The following is a 22,688-nucleotide window of genomic DNA, read 5'->3' on the forward strand; positions in this document are numbered from 1 at the left end:
ATGAATAGATCATATCATCATTTTGTTGCCGTCTGTGCTGAGGCGTTAATGCGTAAACGGCGCTTCGTTTTTTAATACGCGGTCGATAACATCCAGCACACCCTCTTCATTGTTCGATCCCGCGCGATATTTTGCCGCCTGGACAACCGGTTCGTGAGCGTTGGCCATTGCGAAACTAAATCCCGCCTGACGCAGCATCTCAATATCATTTCCGCCATCGCCAAACACAACAACCTCGTCGTCGCTAATATTCCAGCGTTGTTGCAGCAGGCGCAGACCGTTTGCCTTATGCACACCTGGAATAATTAAATCGATGCTGCCGTAGCCGGTATGCACCGGTACCATGATATCGCCAATTGCCTCATGGAGATCGGCCTGCACCTGCGGGATACGGTCGTCTGAAATATTCAGCCCGAATTTGAAAAAAACGTCGTTGAGATTGTCAAAATTATCTACAAACTCAAGACGATGATAGTACATGGCGGAAACGGATTTATGCTCATCGCTGTATTTTTTGAGCGTATAGGCGCTGTTTTTACCGCAGGCGATAATGTCGATGTCCGTACGGGTCAACAGATGATCCACGATGGCCTTGAAATCGTCTTTTGCCAGTTCACCGTTAAAAATATCTTTCCCTTCACTGACTACCCAACCGCCGTTTTCAGCGACAAATGAGATTTCATTGGCCAGTTCAGGGAAAAAGGAGATGAGCTGGTAATACTGGTTGCCGCTGGCGACGACAAAACGGATGCCTTGTTTTTTCATCTGATGGTATTGCGCCATAAACCGCTCACGGTTATAGGTTTTTTGGTCGCTTAAAAAAGTGCCGTCCATGTCGACCGCAATTAATTTGATGCTCATTAGCTGTTCTCCATCACAGGGGTATTTTTGAGATCCGGTTTCGCCACCGCTTTCGCGACGATGGCGGCGATAAGCACCAGCGCCAGCACCACCAGCATAGCGCTGCGCAGGCCGTAGTGTTCACCCAGATAGCCGAGCAGCGGCGGCCCTACCAGGAACGCCAGGTAGCCGGTGGTCGCCACAACGCTGACGCGGGTTGGCGCATCGGGACCGGTGTCGCTGGCGGCTGAAATGGTCAGCGGGAAGCCGAGCGATGCGCCAAGCCCCCAGAGAATAACGGAAACACCCGCGACCCATGTGCTATCGACAAAAATAATCAGACTGATGCCAAGTGCACCCATCAGCGCGCTGGCACGCACTACCGCGACGCGGCTGTAGCGGTCGATGAACCAGCCGCCGGTGAATCGACCCACGGTCATCCCCAGCGTAAAACCAGCATAAATCAGCGAGCCTGATGTCGGGCTAAACCCGTGGCCATCCACCATTAGCAGTGGCAGCCAGTCGTTGGCCGAACCTTCAGCAAACGCCATTGCCAGCACTACGACGCCAATCAGCAGCAACTGAATGTCGCGATAAAAAGGCACGCCTTTTTCGCTGGAGTGAGCGCCGTCAGAGGCATTCTTGCCCGTGCCGTCTGGAATGGCCTTGATGGCGATAAAGATAGGCGTGATTGCCACCATTGCCGCCAGTAAAATATGTAAAGTCGCTGGAACGCTGAAGGCGGTAAGCATCATCCCGACCCCGGCACCCGCCAGCGTTCCCAGACTGTAAAAACCATGCATCATCGGCAGCACGGTTTTGTTCATTTCGCGCTCAACTGCCGCGCCTTCGACGTTGATGGCGACTTCCGCCGAGCCAAAACTGGCGCCAAACACGCCCAGGCCAAACGCGAAAAGCCATGCGGAATGCAACCAGAGCGCTGCGCTGAGGATAGCCATCCCGAGGACTGCACAGGACATGGTGGTGCGGATCACTTTACGCGTGCCAAATCGTTTCACCAGCCAGGCCGAACAAAGAATGCCACTCATCGAACCAATTGAGAGTCCAAACAATACCGCGCCCATTTCGGCGGTGGAGATGGAGAGGATATCTCGGATGGCAGGAGTACGCGTTGCCCAGGAAGCCATTAGCAATCCGGGTAAAAAGAAAAACGTGAAAAGCGCCCAGGTGCGACGTCTTAAGGCTTTGCGTGATGAGATGCCAGTCATGAATTCGAGCCAAAGAAAAGAGGGAAGAAGACAACATTAGCAAGACTGTGTACATTTGTACACAAATGCAAGGAGAGGAAATGCAGTGCGACGCGCGAACGATCCGCTACGGCGGGAAAAGATAGTTCAGGCCACCCTGGAGGCGGTAATAGCCTACGGTGTCCATGGGGTTACGCATCGAAAAATCGCCATGATTGCCGGGGTGCCGCTGGGTTCAATGACCTATTATTTCTCAGGAATAGATGAGCTTTTAATGGAGGCGTTCGGGCGCTTTACTGACACAATGTCTCAGCAGTATCAGGCTTTTTTTGCCGACGTTGCGGATGCGCAGGCAGCCTGCCATGCCATTACCGAGATGATTTACAGCTCCCAGGTTACGACGCCCGATAATATGGAACTTATGTACCAGCTGTATGCTTTCGCCAGTCGCAAACCGACGTTGAAAATGGTGATGCAAAACTGGATGTTACGCAGTCAACAAACGCTGGAACAATGGTTTGAACCGGTAACTGCGCGGGCGCTGGATGCGTTTCTCGAAGGAATGACGCTGCATTTTGTCACCGACAAAAAACCGCTGTCGCGGGAGGATATTCTGGTGATGGTGGAGCGTATTGCCGGATTGCCGCAGAGATAACATTATCAAAATGGTTTGTCGAGGCGGGTAACGGCCTGACGTAAAAAATCGATGACTTTCATCGCCGCTGGCGTCAATGGTCGGGCGGCTATTTTTACCGTCCCGACATCCATATAAGTAATAAAATCATCAATCGTTCTGTGCATAACGCGCAGACCATCCAGTGACCACGGGCGATACACCAGGTCGGATAAAATGGTTATGCCTCTGCCTTTTGCAACCAGGCTTCTTATGGCTTCAAAAGAGTTGCTGCGAAAACTGATATTGGGCGTATAGCCACGCTGCTGCCAGTAATCGATGATTACGTCAGGGTACTTATCGGTTTCCAGCAGTAAAAATGGAAGCTTCTCGACGTCTTTTAAACGGATCGATGCCTGGCTCTGTAGCGGATGCCCAATAGACGTCCACAGGCGGCGCTGTGAACGAATAAATGTTTCGATCTCCAGGTCGTTATCATGGCTGATATTTGAGGTCAGAAGCAGACAAAAATCGACCTTGTGTTCCCGGAGCGCCTGTACCAGTTCCGGTGCTGTAGCTTCATAAAACACGATCTCCAGCAAAGGAAAACGTCGTTCAATATCGTTGAGTATATCCGGGATAAGATAAGCAGAGAGCGTTTCGGCAATGCCTATGCGCACCGTGCCGGTAAGAATTTCACTCCTGTCATGCAGGTCGTCAACAGCCGAGTGGCTACTGTTGATGATGTTGCAGGCATGTGCCAGAAAGCGCTCGCCCTCGGCGGTGAGCTTCACCCCTTTGGGGTAACGTACAAATAGCTGCACGTCTAATGCTTCTTCCAGATTCCGCATGGCAATAGTCATTGATGACTGAGAAATATGACAGCGCGCAGCAGCTTTGGAAATTTGTAATGTTTCTGCAAGTGCGATGTAAAACTCAAGTTGCCTTAGCGTAAATTTCATAGTTTTAATCTATGCACATGGATAAAAACGTTATATTAGCATTCATTTTCACGCCGCCGTAGCCTTGTGGTCATACCGTACAACTGACAATAAGGCGCATTTATGCCCTATCTTTTACTCAGTCTGGCTGCCTGTTTTTGGGGTGGAAATTATGTGATTGGTCATCTATTGGTCGCTGAAGTTGATCCCATTGTTTTATCAGCGGCACGCTGGATATTTACCGCGTTATTATTGATGGCGCTCTATTTTCGTCAGGTCGCAGATCAATGGCCGGTGATAAAAAAATCCTTTGGTACTATCGTCTTCCTCGCGCTTTGTGGTCAGGTTCTTTTTCCCTTAACGCTGTATATCGGCCTGCAATATACAACCTCGCTCAATGCGGCGATTTATATGTCCACCACCCCGGCGCTCGTTCTGTTAATCAATAAGTTCTTTTTTAAAGAGCGGATTTCTGCGCGAAATATAGCCGGTGTGATCCTGAGTACTGTTGGTGTTATCTGGCTGGTGTCGCAGGGCGATATGATACACGCGCGGGTATTTGCACATCTGAATCAGGGCGATGTCTGGACCATGGGGTCGGCGGTAAGTTGGGCTGTTTATTGTGCTTTTTTGCGCATTAAACCGCGTGAGGTGAAGGGAAACGCCTTTGTCGCCGTGAGCGCGCTGCTCGGTGCGATGGTGCTTATTCCGGTACTGGCTGTGGAGCTGATGCGCAATGGTATGCCGGGCTGGGATAGCTATGCCAATACAGGCGTTATTACTGGGCTGGCATACCTTGTTATTTTTCCTTCCTGGCTGTCATATCTGTTATGGAACAAAGGGATTAGCGCCATTGGCGCAACCCGCGGAGAGATATATTCACACTTGATCCCACTGAGTGGCGGATTATTTAGCGTTATGTTTTTGCACGTCACTCTGCATTCATATCATCTGGTGAGCGCGTTGGTTATTATGTGCGGTATAGCATTGTGTTCCCGCCCGAGTGCAAAAAAAGGCTCGCAGCAGCGCACGGCGTAAAAAAGCGAGTAAATTAGCTTACAGTTGCGCCCCCGGTAATATTTACTACTGTGGCGGTTATTGCTCCGGCATGGTCTGAAGTCAGAAAGGTTGTAATCTCAGCGATTTGTGCCAGCGTAGGCAGGCGTCCGATCATGGTGCCTTGTGCCGCACCGCCTAACCATTGTTCGACGGTTAAACCCATTGACTGCGCTTTCGCGGTGAAAATCTCCCCGGTATAGGAACCGGCCGCTACCGCATCCACAATCGCATGCGAGCGCACGCCGACGACACGAATGTTTTTTGGTCCCGTCTCGCTGGCAAGCGCTTTAATAAACGCTTCTGTCCCTGCACAGCCGACGATATGGCCGAGATGCCCGGGCATCGCCATCGGGGCGGCGGGCGCAACGATGGTGAGAATGACGCCAGCTCGATTGCCGCCCATGTGCGGCGTTACGGCTTTTGCGATATTGAACTGCGCCGCAAGGAAAGGGGTGATACCACTCATAAACTCAGAGAGGGATAATGCGTCGATGCGCTTGCCCTGTTCATGCATAAAGCCGGTCGCGTTAACCACCACATCAATTCCACCGGTTTGCTGTACCAGGCGGGTAACTTGTGTTGAGGTGTCGTGCTCGTCGAGCACATCGGTGATAAACGTATCGACGGTACCCCCCGCCATTCGCAGGCGACTGGCCGCCCAATCAAGCTTTTCCTGACAGCGCGCGCCCAGGCATACATGGCCACCTTCGCGTGCCATCGCCTGTGCAACCGCGCTACCAATAGCACCGCTGCCGCCGAAGATCACCGCAACCTTTCCAGTAAGCAACATAGTAAACTCCCGTCACCTTTAAGCACCGATTAAAAGTATGTGCCATAACCGGCGTGCTGCAAATTTTGGAGGGATGGCGGGGAGAAGGGGGGGATAGCAAATTTCAGGCAACAAAAAACCCATTTATGTAAATGGGTTAGTGAAAACAATGAGTTGCAAGATAATCAATAAGTTAGTTTGGTGATGAGAAGTGACGATTACGGGGTATTGCCAGCCGCTGCCGCCACTTTGTCGCCACTTGGCAACGTAGCCAACGGGTTAAAGCGCAGGGCGGTTTCAAGGTGGTCAGGCGCAAGATGAGCATAGCGCATGGTCATTTTTATGTCGTGGTGACCCAGGATTTTCTGGAGGGCAAGGATGTTCCCACCTGACATCATAAAGTGTGCTGCAAACGTGTGGCGCAGAACGTGGGTAAGCTGCCCGCGAGGAAGCACGATGGAAGTTTTATCCATCACAGATAAAAACTGAAAGTAGCAGTCAGTAAAGAACTTGAAGCCGTCCAGGGCAATGATTTCCTCATACAACTCTTTGCTGATAGGAATGCTGCGGTTTTTTTTGCCTTTGGTCCTGACGAACGTGATTCGATACTTTGTAACTTGAGAGCGAGTGAGGTTCACTGCCTCGCGCCAGCGTGCTCCGGTGCTCAGACAGATTTTAACGACCAGAGCGAGCAGGGGGCTTTGGCGGTTGCAGTCGTACAAAAGCTCAGTAATTTGTTCATGCGTCAGCCAGGCCATCTCCTTTTCTGCGATGGTAAATTTGCGCATGTTCTCCAGCGGGTTGGGCGCTGTCCATTCACCTAGTCGGGCCAGCTCGCTAAAAACGCCGCTAAGGTAGCTTTGCTCAAGGTTGATAGTTACCGGGCTGGCACCTTTCTTCCACTTGTCGCTAAAGTAGATTTCCCCTGTAAGGCGTTTATCGCGGTAGTGCGCGAACAATTTGGAACTGAGATCGGTTGCGAGAGGGTTTCCGAGTGCATCGACCATCAGGACCAATTTGTCGTAAACATGCTCGCCAGCTGTCAGGGATTTGCCGTGCAGTTTGAACCAGAGTTCAACCACGTCTTTCAGAGTTCGACGGTCTACCGATTCACCCAGCCAAGGCTTAGCTTCTGCCTCATCCATCGTGTGACGCTCAAAAGCTAATGCTTCGCCTTTGGTAGCGAACTGTTTACGCACACGACGCCCGCTGCGTCCGGCAGGGTAGCATTCACAAATCCATTTTCCGGTGTCGAGTTTACGTACTGCCATAAAAAAGCCCTCATGTCTGAGGGCTAAATTTAACTGTATATTCAACCAGTGGTCAATGTATGATTAACGTAAATCATACATGCTATGCAACGATTAGTTCTTCGTTTTCTTCTGTTACTGCGTTGCGCGCATTCTCAATGGCTAAAGACTCTCTATACTCTTTAGCTTCTGCAAACATTGTCCAATGTGCATTAATGTTCATGTTTTCAATAGTAGACTTAATATCCTTTATGCCAACATTGAAGAACTCTTTGCGTGAGTTAACCTTGTTCAATTGCTTGTCGTTAAATACTTTATGCAAGTGGTTTTCTAATGATGGAGCATCATCACTGTAGATCATTGCATGTACATCGAATGAGAATGGCACACTGGCATCGCCAAGTTCACGAATGCGATCCAATGGCTCAAGGCGGCGTGTCATCCCAATTTTATATACATTTTCGCCGAAGGAACCGATGTTACTAATAACATAAACATGGCCTGAGCGTGTTTGCTGTGCCATTGAAATAGCTCGCTGGTTTTTGGCTTCAGCCTCTTCATATTTAGCTTGTAATTCAGCCAATTTCTGTTCGAGAACTAAGCGTTGCTCTTCTCCAGCGAGCATTAATTCTTTGGTCGCCTTATCAATGGCCTGCTGAATGGCTTTTTCTTCTTTTTCAGCTTCTTTTATTGCTTTTTCATACTCTCTGCGAGCTCTTTCCTCTTCGCGAAGTTGTTCTTTAATTCTTCTTTGTTCTTCTTTCTCTTCAAGCATAATTTCATTAACTGCAACACCCCATTTTAGTTCATTAAGTCGTGCTTGAAGATATATGTCACTTATTTTAGCCGACCTAAATGCAGAACCGTTATAATTAACTAGCTGAAAGGCATCTTTTATTTCCTGGGATAGTTTACCGAAGTTGTTATGTTTTATTTTTGATAGAATAGTGTCTACTTTTCCATTGAAAGCATCCAAAACAAAGTTGATTGCAGTAGTGCGTCTATTCTGTTCAACATAATCACACGAGGCTGCTTTATTAGTTCTTATTAATGAATCTGTTAATTCTCTAGCTTTTTTCAACTCCTTACCTGCATCTGTAAACTCATAATTTTCCGCCAACTCATCAAGTACACTGCGATTAGGAATTATCCATTCATCCCCATAGCCATCAATTTTATTCTTCATTGATTTGGCAACGGATTCATATCTTTCTGCAAATTCTTTCGCTTCATAAGCTGACCCAGCAATCTCCTTTGCCCTTTCTTCAGCATTTGAAATTATTTTTACTGCATTATCATTAGCATTTGAGATCAGTTCATTCGCTTTACTGTTTGCATTATCAAGGCGTTCTTTGGCTTTCAAGCGTGCATCGCGAGCGTCTTTGGTGATAGCTATTGCTTCGCTATTTGCATTGCTTATTGTGAGCTGAGCTTGATTATGTGCTTCGTTTACTGTTTTAGCTGCCATTATTTGAGCTGCTTCTATTTTCTGTTTAGCTATAGAGTCGGCTGTCTTAATCTTTTTCTCTGCATCCTGTACCGCGCTGTGTAATTCTGCATATTGCCATAGGGGGGCAGCTCTTCCTTCTAACTCAGAGTGCTCACGTATAGCTTGAGCTATTTTTTTATCGGACTCGATCAATTGATTTGTTAGAGAGTCTCTTTCTTTTTTTAAGTTATCATTCTCTAATGATAAGTTTGTGACGGTTAACTTATTTTTCTTGGCTATTTTGTACAAGATAATAGCCAAGACGGGCGAGGATAATGCTAAAAATAATACTATTATAAGAAATAAATCCATTTCTAAGTCCTTTTATTCTATCAATTTGAAACAGTTGTGCTTCTCACATATGCGATAACTTCTATATCTGAAAAAGCACATTCAAAACTATTATCTACAGTAGAAATTTTAATCATGCTCTTAGGCAGCCTGGTGATGAGCCTAATGGAATAAGTTCCATCAATGTTGATCAACCAGTACCCATCAAGCACTTCTGCAAATTTTTGCTCACAGATGTATGTAGTAGGTCCGTCCAGAACAACAATCGGTGCAGAAAGCTTCGCGGGAAGAAATGACGCGTCAAATACACATGAGCCATCTTCAACCATTTTTCCCGCAACCAGACGAAACTTCACGAGCTCTTCAGTGGTTGCTGTTTGAGAACTTAGCTTAAGACCTTGCCCGGTGGTCAACCAATTGAGCGAAGTGCCTGTTTCCAGGGCACATTGAATTATCCAATCTGCGGGGAAGGTATCTCGCAGGTATCTATTAGCCAATGTGCTTTTTGACACTCCTAAGTGGTCAGCAAGGGCCTGCCGAGTTGTAAATCCATATGCCTCGACCAGTCGCTCAATCGCAGCCTTGCCACCCTGATTGGGATTTATTTTGATCTCATTTGGGTACTTTGATGTTGACATATCTCTTATGCGATCCTAGTATCAATTTCGTTCCCATTTGGGGACTTGTCACGATTACTACCGGCTCACCACAAGCCAATAGGAGATGTTGCATCATGACCCCTAACATTTCAATCACTCTGAATACACCGCACGTCACAATTGAACGCTACAGCGAGCTAACAGGACTGCCTGTAGACACCATTAACGACATGCTCGCTGATGGTCGTTTGCCTCGCCACCGTCTGCGTAAGGACAAGAAGCGCGAGAAAGTGATGATTAACATCGTCGCGCTTACTGTTGATGCGCTTTCTGATTGCAATGTAGCTATTAGTTAGTTCCATTTTGAGATACATCGGAGTCTCTTGCTATGTTTGACTATCGAGTTTCCAAACACCCGCATTTCGATGATGCCTGCCGTGCCTTTGCCTTACGTCATAACATGGCGAAGTTGGCAGAACGCGCTGGCATGAATGTCCAAACCCTGCGCAACAAGCTAAACCCGGAGCAACCTCACCAGCTTACCGCGCCGGAAATCTGGTTACTTACCGATCTTACTGAGGACTCAACTCTGGTTGACGGTTTTCTGGCGCAGATTCATTGCCTGTCTTGTGTCCCAATAAATGAAGTAGCAAGCGAGAAAATGCCGCATTACGTGCTGAATGCAACAGCAGAGATTGGCCGGGTTGCTGCCAGCGCAGTTTCTGGTGAGCTACAAACCACCGCCAGCCGGCGCCAGGTTATCGACAGCATCAACTCTGTCACTCGTTTGATGGCACTCACCGCTGTTTCATTGCAGGCGCGTTTGCAGGCTAACCCGGCGATGGCAAGCGCGGTAGATACCGTGACGGGCCTCGGCGCTTCGTTCGGTCTGATCTGAGGTGGTTATGCTGACTAAAGAACCATCTTTTGCATCACTGCTCGTTAAGCAAAGTCCTGCAATGCACTGCGGTCATGGCTGGATTATGGGGAAGGATGGCAAGCGCTGGCATCCATGCCGCTCTCAGGATGCGCTGCTGGCTGAGCTGTCCACTAAAAAGCAGGGGAAACCATGGCTATTGAAGGCGATGCTGCGACTGTTCCGCTAAGCGCTGGCCTCCGCCTTAATGGGTTAAACCACATCGCGGAATTAAGGGCGAAAGTGTTTGGCTTAAATATTGATTCAGAACTGGAGCGCTTTATTAGCGATATGCGGGACCAACGGGATATTAACCATGAGCAGAATAAACGCGCACTAGCCGCAATATTCTTTATGGCAAAGATTCCGGCGGAACGTCATAGCGTCAATGTTAGTGAGCTGACGACTGACGAAAAGCGGGAGCTGATTAAAGCAATGAACCATTTCCGTACAGTGGTGAGTTTATTTCCAAATCGGCTAGCCATGCCGAATTAACCCACAACCGAAATTAAAGGCGTAAACCCGCCGGGCTTCTTATTGCCCAAATTCAGGAGAAACAACAATGCGAAATATTGAAACCCGAATCACCAAAACAGGACCAGATGATGCTGGCCTTAACCAGATGCTGACTGATGCGCGCTTGGAAGAACGCCGTGCACGTGCTGCGGCAATGGCAGCCCGTCTTGATAGCCTGGCTTGCCATATCACGTCACGCCAGCTTAATCACGTTGAAGCGGCGGAGCTGCTGCGTATTGCGGCTGAAAACATTCAAAACGAAGCGCAGGAGATCCACTGATGGCTGATTCAATGGACCTTGTACAGCAGCGCGTTGAAGAAGAACGTCAGCGCCACATCCACACCGCCCGCAACAGAACGCCAGGCGTTTCCCGTGTGCTTTGCATTGATTGTGAGGCACCGATCCCGCCAGAACGTCGCCGCGCTATTCCGGGCGTGCAGTGCTGTGTCACTTGTCAGGAGATTACGGAGCTGAAAGGCAAACATTACGTAGGGGGTGCTGTATGAGCACTATCCTGAAATGGGCGGGTAATAAAGCCGCTATCATGGCGGAACTGAAAAAACACCTTCCAGCAGGCCCGCGACTGGTTGAACCTTTCGCGGGTTCCTGTGCTGTGATGATGGCGACAGATTATCCTCATTATCTTGTCGCAGATATTAATCCTGATTTGATTAATCTTTATCTGATGATTCAGAAAGACCATGAGGCTGTCATTCAGATAGCTAGGGAGTTATTTAAAGATTTTAATTCGGATGTTCAGTATTACCGTGTCCGCCAGCATTTCAATTACTCAATTTCTAATGAAGTAGAAAAAGCAGCATATTTTCTATATTTAAATCGCCATGGCTATCGTGGCCTTTGCCGTTATAACCAGAAGGGTGAATATAACAATCCATACGGACATTATAAAAAGCCGTACTTCCCCGAAAACGAAATACGCGCTTTTGCCGTGAAAGCTAAACGTGCAATGTTTATTTGTGCCAGTTTTGAGGAAACACTGGCGCTGCTGCAGGCTGGTGATGTTGTTTATTGTGATCCGCCATACGATGGCACATTTAGCGGTTATCACACTGCCGGTTTTACAGAGGACGACCAGTATCATCTGGCGTCTATTCTTGAGCGCCGGTCATCAGAAGGTCATCCGGTTATCGTGTCCAACAGCGACACGTCCCTGACCCGTTCTCTCTATCGCAATTTCTCCCGCTATCAGCTGACGGCAAAGCGCAGCATGGGTGTGGCTGCCGGTGATGGTAAGTCCGCCGTGGAAATCATCGCTACTTCTAAACCTCATCACTGGATTGGTTTTGACCCTGCTGGCGCTCCTGATTGCTGCGTTAAGTATGAGGTGCGGGCGTGAGTGCGTGGGCTTATTACAACGAGATAGACCCGTTTGCAGCTGCGCGGCTGCGTGTACACATGGCTGCCGGTCGCATTATGCCGGGTGTTGTAGATGAAAGGAGTATTGAAGATGTCAGACCCGATGATTTACGAGGATTTGCTCAGGTCCATTTCTTTGCAGGGGTTGGCATTTGGTCATATGCCCTGCGCCGTGTGGGCTGGGAAGACAGCAGAGAAGTCTGGACAGGTTCCTGCCCATGCCAGCCTTTCAGCGCGGCAGGCAAAGGAAAAGGATTTGCTGACGAGCGGCACTTATGGCCCGCCATGCATTGGCTGGTCGGGCAGCGTCGCCCTGTCGTTGTCTTTGGCGAGCAATCTGCAAGTGCTGACGCAAATGACTGGATCGACCTTGTACAGACTGACGTGGAAGCCCTGGGTTATGCCTTCGGGGCGAGTGCGTTTCCGGCTGCGAGCGTCGGTGCCCCGAACATCCGGGACAGAACTTATTGGGTGGCCCACACCCACAGCGAATGCCTGGAAGCATCCCAGCAACGCGGGCCGTCAGGGAGGATTGAACTTGCAGACAGCTGCGCAGCTTTCGGGCTGGACAACTCCGAGCGCCAGCGACAGCAGGCGGGGAGGGCGGGGGATTACCGCGGGCATGTCCGGCAGCAGCCTTGCGCAACAGGTAAAAATGGCTGGCTGGCCTACGCCAACAGCCAGCGACCACAAGGGGGGATATCCTGGGGGGAGGATTCGCAACGGGAAAATATCGACAGATCGTCTGGATGTGGTGGCACAGATTGCAGGCCCGGTCCGGTTAACGGCTTCTGGAAAGATGCTGACTGGCTCAAATGCACAGATGGAAAATGGAGGCCAGTTAAATCCGGCCTTGAGCCTTTGGTTAATGGGGCTGCCTCCAGAGTGGGACGAATTCGAACCTACGGAAACGCCTTAAACGCAGAGGCGGCAGTAGTATTCATCAAGTCTTACATGATGGGGGCTGGACTGTGAAGTTGACCAGCTTCGAAATGGTGGCGGCCGGCGGTTCGAATGAGGCCGCCGCAGCCTTTCCATGGAATACCCCAAAAAAAGCGGTTAACCCCTATCTGGACCCGGCGGAAGTTGCGCCGGAGTCTGCGCTTTCAAACCTCATCGCTCTGTACGCTGCGGATAACGAGCAGGAGCATCTGCGCCGTGAGGCGCTGAGTGATAAGGTTTGGGAACGTTATTTCTTCAATGAATCCCGCGATCCTGTCCAGCGTGAAATGGAGCAGGATCGGCTGATTAGCCATGCCAAAATGGCCCGCGAACAGCAGCGCGTTAATCCCGATTTGGTGATTATTGCCGATGTTAGCGCCATGCCTGCCCATATCAGCAAGCCTTTGCTGGAGCGGATTAAATACTTCCATAGCCTGGGCAGGGCTAAAGCTTATTCCCGCTATCTGCGCGAAACAATCAGGCCTTGTCTGGAGCGGCTGGAGCGCGTGCGTGACAGCCAGGTGTCTGCGTCTTTCCGGTTCATGGCGAGCCAGGACGGGCTGGAGGGGCTGCTGGTACTGCCTGAAATGAATCAGGAGCAGGTCAAGCGCCTTTCCACGCTGGTTGCGGCACATATGAGCATGTGTCTTGATGCGGCCTGCGGTGATCTGTTTGTCAGTGACGATGTTAAACCAGAAGAAATCCGCCAGGCATGGGAAAGGGTTGCTGCAGAAGCCATGCGCCTTGAGGTCATCCCGCCTGCCTTTGAGCAGTTGCGCCGCAAAAAGCGCCGCCGCAAGCCGGTGCCTTATGAACTGATCCCACCGTCGCTGGCGCGCATGCTGTGCGCGGACTGGTGGTATCGCAAATTGTGGCAGATGCGCTGCGAGTGGCGGGAGGAGCAGCTGCGCGCCGTCTGCCTGGTCAACAAGAAAGCGTCCCCGTATGTCAGCTATGAAGCCGTGATCCACAAACGCGAGCAGCGCCGCAAATCGCTGGAGTTCTTCCGCTCGCATGAACTGGTCAACGAAGACGGTGACACGCTGGATATGGAAGATGTGGTGAACGCCAGCAACAGCAACCCGGCGCACCGCCGTAATGAAATGATGGCCTGTGTTAAAGGGCTGGAGCTGATCGCGGAAATGCGCGGAGACTGCGCCGTGTTCTATACCATCACCTGCCCGTCACGCTTCCACGCAACCCTCAACAACGGCAGACCTAATCCGAAATGGACCAGCGCCACGGTCCGGCAGAGCAGTGACTATCTGGTTGATACATTCGCCGCTTTCCGCAAGGCCATGCACAAAGCAGGGCTGCGCTGGTACGGCGTCCGCGTTGCAGAGCCGCACCATGACGGCACTGTGCACTGGCATCTTCTGTGCTTTATGCGCAAAAAAGACCGTCGTTCCATCACCGCGCTGCTGCGTAAGTTTGCCATCCGTGAAGACCGCGAGGAGCTGGGCACCAATACCGGACCGCGCTTCAAGTCCGAGCTAATCAACCCGCGCAAGGGCACACCGACAAGCTACATCGCCAAATACATCAGTAAGAACATCGACGGGCGCGGGCTGGCTAAAGAAATCAGCAAAGAAACCGGCAGATCACTGCGTGACAGCGCCGAGCATGTCAGCGCCTGGGCGTCACTGCACCGTGTCCAGCAATTTCGTTTCTTTGGTATTCCGGGGCGCCAGGCATACCGCGAGCTGCGCTTGCTGGCTGGTCAGGCGGCGAGAGTACAGGGCGAACGCAAAGCGGGGGCGCCTGTACTGGATAATCCACGTCTGGATGCGGTACTGGCGGCTGCAGATGCGGGTTGCTTTGCCACCTACATCATGAAGCAGGGCGGTGTACTGGTTCCCCGCAAACATCACCTTGTCCGCACTGCTTATGAGCTTAACGACGAACCGAGCGCCTACGGCGATCACGGTATCCGTATCTATGGCATCTGGTCCCCGATTGCAGAGGGCAAGATTTGCACGCACGCGATGAAGTGGAAAAAGGTTCGTAAGGCCGTTGACGTTCAGGAGGCGGCAGCCGACCAGGGCGCTTGCGCCCCTTGGACTCGTGGCAATAACTGTCCCCCTGTTGATAATCTGAACAAATCAGGGGGTGATTTACCCGATATTAAAACCATGGGTGAGAAGGAGCTGCAGGAATATCTCCACAACATGGGCCAGAAGGAACGGCGGGAGCTGACAGCCAGGTTGAGACTGGTAAAACCGAAGCGGAAAAAAGCATACATACAGAGTATTTCGGAGCAGCAGCGCCTGCAGCTTGAGGCAGAACTGACTGCCAGAGGGTTTGAAGGTAGTGCATCTGAGATTGATTTGCTTCTGCGTGGCGGCAGCATTCCATCCGGTGCCGGTTTACGTATTTTTTACCGTAACCAGAGGCTGCAGGAAGATGACAAATGGCGTCAATGGTACTAAGGATGCTGTTTAACATTTCGTGCTTTATTGACTGGAGTCAGTACATCCAATTAACTGACAAAAAAGAGTTTTACATTTTTTCTTTCCTACTATACTGTTTATATAAACAGTGGGTATATATACAGTGTTTGTGTATCCGTGTAATGATAGGAGGGAAGATGCAGGACTATCTTTTGGAGTCATTGAAGCTCCAGCGTATTGATTTTTTTATCAAGCTTGTAGCGGCTAGTGAGTGCAGCGACGAAGAAAAGCGGCTGGCTATCCAGTGGGTGTCCGAACTGACAGACGAGTTGATGGCGAAAATTCGCAGCCATGAATACAGCCGGTCAATGGACGTTACCAGTTAAAGGGAATCTGTATGCGCATTGAAATAATGATCGATAAAGAGCAGAAGATAAGCCAGGCCACACTGGAAGCCCTTGAATCCGAGCTTTACCGTAATTTGCGCCCTCTGTATCCCAAAACAGCAATTCGTATCCGTAAGGGCAGTGCCAATGGTGTTGAACTGAGCGGGTTAAAACTGGATGAAGACAAAAAGCGAGTGATGGAAATTATGCAGCAGGTCTGGGAGGACGACAGCTGGTTACATTAGATAACGTTGTGAGAGGCAGAACGTAGTTCTGGCGCTCGCAAGGTTGAACAACGAGCTATGCGAGGCGTTAGCTATGGGGTCTAAAGACAACAAGTATCAAATTGTATATCGCGGTCAAACGCTGGAAACAATCATTCCAGGTCAGTGGGTTTTCTTTCAACGCCCAAAAGAGTGCGGCGGCGGATACTGGATGGGAAGAACTTATGATGACTTTTTCTGGCTTGAGCTGGAGTATCCGGTGTCTTTATCTGATGGACTTGGTTACTTGATAGTTATTACGAAAGTCGAAGCCACAAGTCATGAATTTGATGCAAATTATTCTCTGTTTGACTGATTTCGTCGTAGTGCATGACTATGCCGCATGAAAACGCATGATCGTTTAAGGATCGTTTATGCTGAGGCCCGCCAGAACTGGCGGGCTTTTGCCCGTCTCATGCAGGTGCATGAAAACCACTACATAAAGCGGGCAGGCGTGGCGGGGATACGAGCGCGCGGAACGGGTAGTTATACCAAAAATTTGGTCTTATGATATCTTTATCAGATTACTCTGGAAGTTCTATATCGTCATAAAGGATTTTTTGAATGAACGAAAAACTAATCGAATTAAAAGAAAAGCTAGATAACTTGCATACAACACTTAATGGCCTTGTCTTCCCGATAGAAAATTTTATAGAACTTGGGCCATACACTTTTCCTTTTATGCATAAAGAGGACCTTATAGAGCTGCCTAAAATGTTATCTGATAAAATTAATCAGATGCAGGAGTTTGTGCCGTCTTCAGATGATATAGAAGTTATTGATGCACTCATTTACACTCTTGATCATGCTCAACCGAATATTGATCATATAAATCATGGCAATCCACCAGTTCTGCAGACAGCAATTCCATCTTATGTTATTTCAATGTTGTATATCTCTCAGAGACTTAATGAGCTTTTTTCATTCGAACGACTTAAAGATAGAAATTTATTGCCGAAACAAATATTGCGCAGATTAGAATTATATAATTCCGGAATATCTGCAATAGAAATGAAAACTGGCAATATAGAAGAGAAGATTAAGACTATAAATGAGGCATACGATGCTGCGGAGAATTTGCCGACAACAGTAAAAATGCTTCGTGAAACAAATGATGAAGTCAAAGAGGTTCACAATAGCGCTGTCGAATATTGTAAGAATATTAATGGAATGCTTAAAGAAACTGAGGAAAGTTTCAAAGTTGTAGAAGAGGCAAGACAGGAAGTTTTGGCATTAAAAGAAAACGCAGCTGGTGATGCTAAAGATTATTTGTACTCTTTGCGTGAAGAGGCCCAGGGTTATATAAATAAATGCGAAGAGGCATTTAGGACTACAACTTCAAAAGGCTTAGCAGGGGCATTTCAAGATAAAGCAGAAAAATTAAACCGGAGTATACGATGGTGGGTAGGTGGGCTGGTAGGAGCATTGGTTGCCGGTGCCGCTGTGGGCTATACGCGTTTACATGCTCTTGAAGCATACCTGTCAAATCCTGATTCATCAGGTATAAAGTTAACTATTCAACTCTTACTCTCAATTTTGAGTGTTGGGGCACCATTATGGTTTGCGTGGTTAGCAACGAAACAAATTGGTCAGCGGTTTAGATTGGCTGAGGATTATGAATTCAAAGCATCTGTATCCAAGGCTTATGAAGGGTATAGAAGAGAAGCGGTTCAGCTTGATAGCGATTTTACCCAAAGGTTATTTGGTAATGCACTGACTCGACTGGAAGAACCGCCATTAAGATTTGTTGAAGAAGCCACTCATTCGTCACCAATAATGGAAATGCTATCATCCGAGAATTTTAAGATATTCTTAGCAAATGGTGGTGATAAAGTTGACTCGATTTTAGAAGGCGTTGGTCTTTCTAGAAAAAATAAAGTAGAACATGTGCACAAAGTAAATAAGGATGTTCCTCAGCCTGTAAATGAAACCTCTACTAAACCAGGAAATGAATAGGGAAAGGGGGCTTAGCCCCCTTTTACATCAGAGAACATACTCATTAAATTTAATTATTTCATCGTCTAACCAGGTGTTCAGTTCAAGTATTTTTTTTTGTAAAGGTATTAACTCATTTCTAACAAAGACTTTGCTTGCTTTTTCTACATCACCAAATCCGCCAACATTACTTGGCATTATGCCCATCATCTGCGGCGGTACGCGGTGTGCTGCCATCATGTCATCACGGCTCACATTCTTGATGTTCAGAAACTCATCCTTTGCAGCAACCTCCGATAACGGGATGATCTGGATGCCGTCCTTTTTACCGTTGGGTGAATACATAAACAGGTTGCGGAAGTTACCCGGTCCTTTGGCGCTTTTCATTGCCTGGCGGATATTGTTCACATCCTCCTGGTTCTGTGCAGCGTCGGTCATGTACATGATGAAACCCGCGTGGCTGCCGTTGATGTAATACTTCCGGCGGAACAGCGTTGCGGACTCGTTGAGCAAGGTTGACGGAATGGCGGAGAGATAGCCGGGCAGCCCGTAGATCTCCTGGTTAATATCCGGCTCCATAAGGTGAAAGATGTTGCCCTGTGTAAATTCATAGGGCTGCGTGGTCAGGCCGTACTGCACAAACCAGTAGGTGTCGAGGTCCACGCCACGGCGTGTGTACTTCGCCAGTGCTGGCTCCAGTGAGAGAACGCCGCCGAGCCGGTTGGTGCGCTTTTCCAGATAGGCGTTACCGAATACCAGATAATCCTGAACGAAACGGGCAAAAGCCTGCTGGCTGAGCAGGCGGTGCGGGATGTACGTACTGCTGAGAATGTCACGTTTAACCGCTATCGGTGAGCTGTGATGCACAGCGGCGCGGTAGGTTCGCGCCAGCCCGTCAAAGCTTACTGGCGGCTCATACCATCTGTCCATCTGTACGCATTCCACATAGTCCAGCAGCTCGCGGCGGTCCAGCACCGGGATCGGGTCACCAAAGCTGAAAGCCTCGGCAGTTACGCCTGCGTTTTCAGGCGCCGTAGCTTCTGTTGGCGTTGAGCTGGTTAAGGCTTCGGGTTCACTCATCAAAAAATCTCCACAATATTGCTGGTATTGGCGGATTCGCCCTGCAGCGGTTCGTTAAACAGTGCGTGCATCGTTGCCCAGGCCAAATCTGCGTGGCTGGCTTCTTCGCTGCGGCTGGCTTCGTAGGTAGGGCGGTTGCCGCTGGCGGTGGTGGCCCGGCGGATAGCCATAAAGGACTGCGCGATGTCAGTGTGTCCGGCATCAAACTCCAGACGGCGGTGGCTGATGATGTCGTAGGCCTTGAGCACCAGGGCGTTTTTGACGTTGGGGTTGTAGACAAACTCCCGCACGGCAGGAAAGAACGCTTTCACGTTCTCGTAGACACCGTGACCGACGCCGGTCGAGTCGATGCCGATATAGGTCACGTTGTACTGCTGCGTCAGTTTTTTAATGGCGTCAGCCTGGGCGCGGAAGTCCATCCCGCGCCACTGGTGTCGCTCCAGAATGCGGAACTTGCCGCCCGGCACGGTTGGCGGTGCCACCACCACGCACCCGGCGCTGTCACCGTTCTGCGTGCCTTTCGCCGGGTCGTATCCGATCCAGACTTCGCGCCAGCCAAACGGGCGCAGCGCCAGAGCCTGAAAATCGGTCCAGACTTCCCAGCTGTCCACCATGCACGCCTGCAGTTCGCTGAGCGGGAATACTGACGCCAGATCGTCAATAAATTCGCACATCAGCAGGTTCTGGTATTCGTCCGGGCTGTACTCCATGCGCAGCTGGTCGAGGTCGAACAGGTTACAGCCGCCGCGCACCGCATCCTCCACGGTGACGATCTGGCGGTACTGTCCGTCAGGGCAGAGCAGGCCGCGCGCAAGGTTGCTGTGGGTCAGGTCAATATCCACTTTGTCCGCTTTGGCACGGCCCCGGTTAAACAGCGCGCCGGACCAGAACGGATAGGCACTGTGGGTCAGGCTGGACGGCGTGGAGAAGTAGGTTTGTCGCCATTTCTTGTGAATGGCCATACCGGAGGCAACCTTGCGCAGATCCTGGAATTTCGGTATCCAGAAATATTCATCAAGGTACAGATTGCCGTGGTAGCTCTGCGCCGTGCGGGCGTTTGTGCCGAGGAAGTACAGGCACGCGCCGTTGCTGAGCGTCATCGGGTCGCCTTTCAGTTCAACATCCACCTCTTTTGCAAAGTCGATGATGTACTGCTTAAAGACGTGCGCCTGCGCCTTACTGGCTGAGAGGAAGATCTGGTTGCGCCCGGTGGTGATGGCATCAATCAGCGCTTCGCGGGCAAAAAAGTATGTTGCCCCAATCTGACGTGATTTAAGCAGGTTGCGAATGCGGTGTTTTACGCCTGCCTGCCACCAGTGGCGCTGATATTCAAACATGCCGTTGCGGAAGATTTCTTCCAGCTTTTCGGTCTGTTCATCGGTGAAAACATTCTTTTCGGGCTGGCGGCGCGGCCCTTTGTTACGGTTGGCAACTTTCGGGTTTAAGTCTGCTTCGTTGCCGCCATCGTTAAATTTACCGATCCGGGCGTGGCGCTCTGACTGGCGCGCCAGCAGGTCAATTTCCTTGAAGTCTTTCCCTTCTTTCTGCTCCTTCATAATGAGCTGGCAGTAACGTGCGGCGGTGGTGAGCTGCATCTGATCCAGCGGCCCATAGTCGCCCCACTTGTCGCGCTTCTTCCAGCTGTGAACGGTTGCAACTTTCTCGCCCAGCATTTCAGCAATGCGGGCTACGCGGTATCCCTGAAAGTACAGCAGCATGGCCTGCCGACGGGGATCGAGGTCTGCGGGGGTCAGTGTCGTGTTCATGGCCCAAACATACGGCCTTGGATGGAGGCTTTCCCCGGCTGCGGTTTGTGTGGTTTACCGTACAAATACAGCGCGTTGTCTCACTCCCCCCATCACCGCAAACATAAGGCTCCAGTAAGTTATTTCTAACGGAGCACGGCTCATGACAGTGAAAGCAAAGCGTTTCCGTATCGGGGTGGAAGGTGCCACCACTGACGGGCGCGAGATCCAGCGTGAATGGCTGGTACAGATGGCTGCCAGCTACAACCCGACGGTCTATACCGCGCTGATTAACCTTGAGCACATCAAGTCTTATCTGCCGGACAGCACCTTTAACCGCTACGGCAGGGTGACGGGGCTGGTTGCAGAAGAAATCCAGGACGGCCCACTGGCGGGCAAGATGGCGCTTTATGCCGATATCGAACCCACGGACGCCCTGGTGGAACTGGTGAAGAAAGGCCAGAAGCTTTTCACCTCCATGGAGGTCAGCACGAAGTTTGCCGACACCGGCAAAGCCTATCTTGTGGGGCTGGGTGCGACGGACGATCCTGCGAGCCTGGGCACCGAAATGCTGGCTTTCAGCGCCAGTGCAGCACATAACCCGCTGGCAAACCGTAAGCTGAACCCTGAAAACCTGTTTTCGGAAGCGGTTGAAACGCTGATTGAACTGGAAGAAGCCCAGGACGAAAAGCCGTCCCTCTTTGCCCGCGTCACCGCGCTGTTCACCAAAAAAGAGCAGACCGACGATGCGCGATTCTCTGATGTGCATAAAGCCGTGGAGCTGGTCGCTACTGAGCAGCAGATCCTGAGCGAGCGCACTGACAAATCCCTGTCCGATCAGGACCAGCGCCTTTCTGAGCTGGAGTCCTCCCTGCAGGAGCAGCAGACCGCCTTTGCCGAGTTACAGCAGCAGCTGAGCCGTGAAGACAGCCGCAAAGATTACCGCCAGCGCGCGCCGGGCGGTGACGCACCGGCAGGCACCCTGACCAATTGCTGATGGAGCATAAAACCCGATGAAAAAGAAAACCCGCTTTGCCTTTAACGCTTACCTGCAGCAACTGGCGCGCCTGAACGGTGTGGAAGTTGAAGAACTGTCCAGCAAGTTTACCGTGGAGCCGTCCGTGCAGCAGACGCTGGAAGACCAGATCCAGCAGTCCGCCGCTTTCCTGACGGTTATTAACATCACGCCGGTCACTGAGCAGTCCGGTCAGTTGCTGGGGCTGGGCGTTGGCAGCACCATTGCCGGAACCACCGATACCACCACCAAAGAGCGCGAGCCTACCGATCCGACGCTGATGGAAGACGTGGAATACAAATGCGAGCAGACCAACTTTGATACGGTGCTGACCTACGCAAAACTGGACATGTGGGCGAAATTCCAGGACTTCCAGGTGCGTATTCGCAACGCCATCGTCAAGCGTCAGGCGCTGGACCGCATCATGATCGGCTTTAACGGCGTGAAGCGCGCCAAAACCTCCAACCGTGCTGAAAATCCGCTGCTGCAGGACGTCAATAAAGGCTGGCTGCAGAAAATCCGCGAAGACGCGCCGGATCACGTCATGGGCAGCAAAACCGCAGAAGACGGCACCACTACTGCAGAACCAGTAAAAGTAGGTCCGGGTGGTAAGTATGTAAATCTTGACGCGGTGGTGATGGATACCGTCAACGAGCTGATCGATGTGGAGTATCAGGATGATGACGAGCTGGTTGTTGTCTGCGGACGTGAACTGCTGTCTGACAAGTATTTCCCGCTGGTCAACAAAGAGCAGGACAACAGCGAGAAAATCGCCGCCGATCTGATCATCAGCCAGAAACGCATGGGCGGCCTGCAGGCTGTGCGCGCGCCTTTCTTCCCGGCAAATGCCCTGCTGATCACCCGTCTGGATAACCTGTCCATCTACTGGCAGGAAGATACCCGCCGCCGTTCAGTTATCGACAACCCGAAACGCGACCGGATTGAAAACTTTGAATCCGTCAACGAGGCGTATGTGGTCGAGGACTACCGCTGCGCGGCGCTGGTAGAAAACATCGAAATCGGTGATTTCAGCGCGCCTGCCGCACAGGAAAGTGGGGAGTAA

Annotated in this window: 26 protein-coding genes; 17 read left to right on the top strand and 9 right to left on the bottom strand. The window is 50.5% G+C overall.

The features are described 5' to 3' along the window. Positions 1-45: 45 nt before the first annotated feature. Both FOB24_RS09770 and FOB24_RS09775 read right to left on the bottom strand, forming a co-directional pair. A complete protein-coding gene (locus FOB24_RS09770) occupies positions 46-861 on the bottom strand; it encodes a Cof-type HAD-IIB family hydrolase (protein ID WP_087857578.1) in 816 nt (271 codons plus the stop codon). Then, positions 861-2,069 (bottom strand): MFS transporter, encoded by a 1,209-nt coding sequence (locus tag FOB24_RS09775; RefSeq protein WP_150344836.1) that lies wholly within the window; start codon positions 2,067-2,069, stop codon positions 861-863. The genes FOB24_RS09770 and FOB24_RS09775 overlap by 1 nt, the downstream gene beginning before the upstream one ends. 85 nt (positions 2,070-2,154) lie before the next feature. Between FOB24_RS09775 and FOB24_RS09780 the strand changes: the two genes are divergently transcribed. Then, complete coding sequence (locus FOB24_RS09780; protein ID WP_069323233.1) at positions 2,155-2,703, top strand: TetR/AcrR family transcriptional regulator; 549 nt, start codon at positions 2,155-2,157, stop codon at positions 2,701-2,703. Positions 2,704-2,708: 5 nt separating this feature from the next. On the opposite strand, the gene FOB24_RS09785 is transcribed toward FOB24_RS09780, so the two are convergent. Next, entirely contained in the window at positions 2,709-3,623 is a 915-nt protein-coding gene (locus FOB24_RS09785; RefSeq protein ID WP_150344837.1) for a LysR family transcriptional regulator, read from the bottom strand. Positions 3,624-3,725: 102 nt separating this feature from the next. Between FOB24_RS09785 and FOB24_RS09790 the strand changes: the two genes are divergently transcribed. Continuing rightward, the gene (locus tag FOB24_RS09790; protein ID WP_150344838.1) at positions 3,726-4,640 is read left to right on the top strand and encodes a DMT family transporter; all 915 of its coding nucleotides are present in this window, start codon (positions 3,726-3,728) and stop codon (positions 4,638-4,640) included. Between the two features lie 13 nt (positions 4,641-4,653). Here the strand turns inward: FOB24_RS09790 and FOB24_RS09795 are convergent, their stop codons facing one another. From FOB24_RS09795 to FOB24_RS09815, 4 genes are all read right to left on the bottom strand, one after another. Beyond that, positions 4,654-5,451, bottom strand: coding sequence for an SDR family NAD(P)-dependent oxidoreductase (locus tag FOB24_RS09795; RefSeq protein ID WP_150344839.1), 798 nt, complete (start codon positions 5,449-5,451; stop codon positions 4,654-4,656). A gap of 197 nt (positions 5,452-5,648) precedes the next feature. Then, the gene (locus tag FOB24_RS24640; protein ID WP_048233327.1) at positions 5,649-6,701 is read right to left on the bottom strand and encodes a phage integrase; all 1,053 of its coding nucleotides are present in this window, start codon (positions 6,699-6,701) and stop codon (positions 5,649-5,651) included. A gap of 82 nt (positions 6,702-6,783) precedes the next feature. Further along, complete coding sequence (locus FOB24_RS09810) at positions 6,784-8,481, bottom strand: DUF4041 domain-containing protein (protein WP_048233329.1); 1,698 nt, start codon at positions 8,479-8,481, stop codon at positions 6,784-6,786. A 20-nt stretch (positions 8,482-8,501) separates the two neighbouring features. Next, positions 8,502-9,098, bottom strand: coding sequence for a phage repressor protein CI (locus FOB24_RS09815; RefSeq protein WP_150344840.1), 597 nt, complete (start codon positions 9,096-9,098; stop codon positions 8,502-8,504). 95 nt (positions 9,099-9,193) lie between these two features. Between FOB24_RS09815 and FOB24_RS09820 the strand changes: the two genes are divergently transcribed. The 13 genes from FOB24_RS09820 (at position 9,194) to FOB24_RS09880 (ending at position 17,806) form a co-directional block, all read left to right on the top strand. Further along, positions 9,194-9,415: a regulator for prophage gene (locus FOB24_RS09820; RefSeq protein ID WP_004201303.1), complete on the top strand. Its 222-nt coding sequence runs from the start codon at positions 9,194-9,196 to the stop codon at positions 9,413-9,415. A 32-nt stretch (positions 9,416-9,447) separates the two neighbouring features. Continuing rightward, positions 9,448-9,957 carry a phage regulatory CII family protein gene (locus FOB24_RS09825; protein WP_048233334.1) on the top strand — a complete coding sequence of 170 codons (510 nt, stop codon included), beginning with the start codon at positions 9,448-9,450 and terminating at the stop codon, positions 9,955-9,957. A gap of 7 nt (positions 9,958-9,964) precedes the next feature. Then, positions 9,965-10,165 (top strand): phage filamentation protein Fil family protein, encoded by a 201-nt coding sequence (locus tag FOB24_RS09830; RefSeq protein ID WP_000956168.1) that lies wholly within the window; start codon positions 9,965-9,967, stop codon positions 10,163-10,165. Next, positions 10,129-10,470: a DUF5347 family protein gene (locus FOB24_RS09835; RefSeq protein ID WP_000963480.1), complete on the top strand. Its 342-nt coding sequence runs from the start codon at positions 10,129-10,131 to the stop codon at positions 10,468-10,470. The genes FOB24_RS09830 and FOB24_RS09835 overlap by 37 nt, the downstream gene beginning before the upstream one ends. A gap of 67 nt (positions 10,471-10,537) precedes the next feature. Then, the gene (locus FOB24_RS09840) at positions 10,538-10,771 is read left to right on the top strand and encodes a DUF2732 family protein (RefSeq protein ID WP_150344841.1); all 234 of its coding nucleotides are present in this window, start codon (positions 10,538-10,540) and stop codon (positions 10,769-10,771) included. After that, entirely contained in the window at positions 10,771-10,998 is a 228-nt protein-coding gene (locus FOB24_RS09845) for a TraR/DksA family transcriptional regulator (RefSeq protein WP_048233339.1), read from the top strand. The genes FOB24_RS09840 and FOB24_RS09845 overlap by 1 nt, the downstream gene beginning before the upstream one ends. Beyond that, positions 10,995-11,849, top strand: coding sequence for a DNA adenine methylase (locus FOB24_RS09850; protein ID WP_048233341.1), 855 nt, complete (start codon positions 10,995-10,997; stop codon positions 11,847-11,849). Before FOB24_RS09845 ends, FOB24_RS09850 begins: the two co-directional genes overlap by 4 nt. Then, positions 11,846-12,844 carry a DNA cytosine methyltransferase gene (locus FOB24_RS09855; RefSeq protein WP_048233343.1) on the top strand — a complete coding sequence of 333 codons (999 nt, stop codon included), beginning with the start codon at positions 11,846-11,848 and terminating at the stop codon, positions 12,842-12,844. Before FOB24_RS09850 ends, FOB24_RS09855 begins: the two co-directional genes overlap by 4 nt. 17 nt (positions 12,845-12,861) lie before the next feature. After that, positions 12,862-15,240: a replication endonuclease gene (locus FOB24_RS09860; protein WP_150345571.1), complete on the top strand. Its 2,379-nt coding sequence runs from the start codon at positions 12,862-12,864 to the stop codon at positions 15,238-15,240. A gap of 158 nt (positions 15,241-15,398) precedes the next feature. Continuing rightward, a complete protein-coding gene (locus FOB24_RS09865) occupies positions 15,399-15,587 on the top strand; it encodes a hypothetical protein (RefSeq protein ID WP_001154444.1) in 189 nt (62 codons plus the stop codon). An 11-nt stretch (positions 15,588-15,598) separates the two neighbouring features. Beyond that, positions 15,599-15,832 carry a DinI family protein gene (locus tag FOB24_RS09870; protein ID WP_019077494.1) on the top strand — a complete coding sequence of 78 codons (234 nt, stop codon included), beginning with the start codon at positions 15,599-15,601 and terminating at the stop codon, positions 15,830-15,832. A 73-nt stretch (positions 15,833-15,905) separates the two neighbouring features. Next, positions 15,906-16,166, top strand: coding sequence for a hypothetical protein (locus FOB24_RS09875; RefSeq protein ID WP_150344842.1), 261 nt, complete (start codon positions 15,906-15,908; stop codon positions 16,164-16,166). A 248-nt stretch (positions 16,167-16,414) separates the two neighbouring features. Further along, positions 16,415-17,806, top strand: a complete 1,392-nt coding sequence (locus FOB24_RS09880) for a hypothetical protein (RefSeq protein WP_087052927.1) — start codon at positions 16,415-16,417, stop codon at positions 17,804-17,806. Between the two features lie 27 nt (positions 17,807-17,833). Here FOB24_RS09880 and FOB24_RS09885 read toward each other — a convergent pair whose 3' ends face one another. Further along, a complete protein-coding gene (locus tag FOB24_RS09885; protein ID WP_150344843.1) occupies positions 17,834-18,865 on the bottom strand; it encodes a phage portal protein in 1,032 nt (343 codons plus the stop codon). Beyond that, entirely contained in the window at positions 18,865-20,631 is a 1,767-nt protein-coding gene (locus FOB24_RS09890; RefSeq protein ID WP_150344844.1) for a terminase ATPase subunit family protein, read from the bottom strand. The genes FOB24_RS09885 and FOB24_RS09890 overlap by 1 nt, the downstream gene beginning before the upstream one ends. Positions 20,632-20,773: 142 nt before the next feature. Here FOB24_RS09890 and FOB24_RS09895 point away from each other — a divergent pair, with 142 nt between their 5' ends. Together FOB24_RS09895 and FOB24_RS09900 are read left to right on the top strand one after the other, a co-directional pair. Next, on the top strand, positions 20,774-21,607 hold the full coding sequence (locus FOB24_RS09895) for a GPO family capsid scaffolding protein (RefSeq protein WP_001528599.1): 834 nt from the start codon (positions 20,774-20,776) through the stop codon (positions 21,605-21,607). Between the two features lie 16 nt (positions 21,608-21,623). Beyond that, positions 21,624-22,688 carry a phage major capsid protein, P2 family gene (locus tag FOB24_RS09900; RefSeq protein ID WP_079893545.1) on the top strand — a complete coding sequence of 355 codons (1,065 nt, stop codon included), beginning with the start codon at positions 21,624-21,626 and terminating at the stop codon, positions 22,686-22,688.

Origin of the sequence: Citrobacter werkmanii, assembly GCF_008693645.1 — a bacterium.
GTDB lineage: Bacteria > Pseudomonadota > Gammaproteobacteria > Enterobacterales > Enterobacteriaceae > Citrobacter > Citrobacter werkmanii.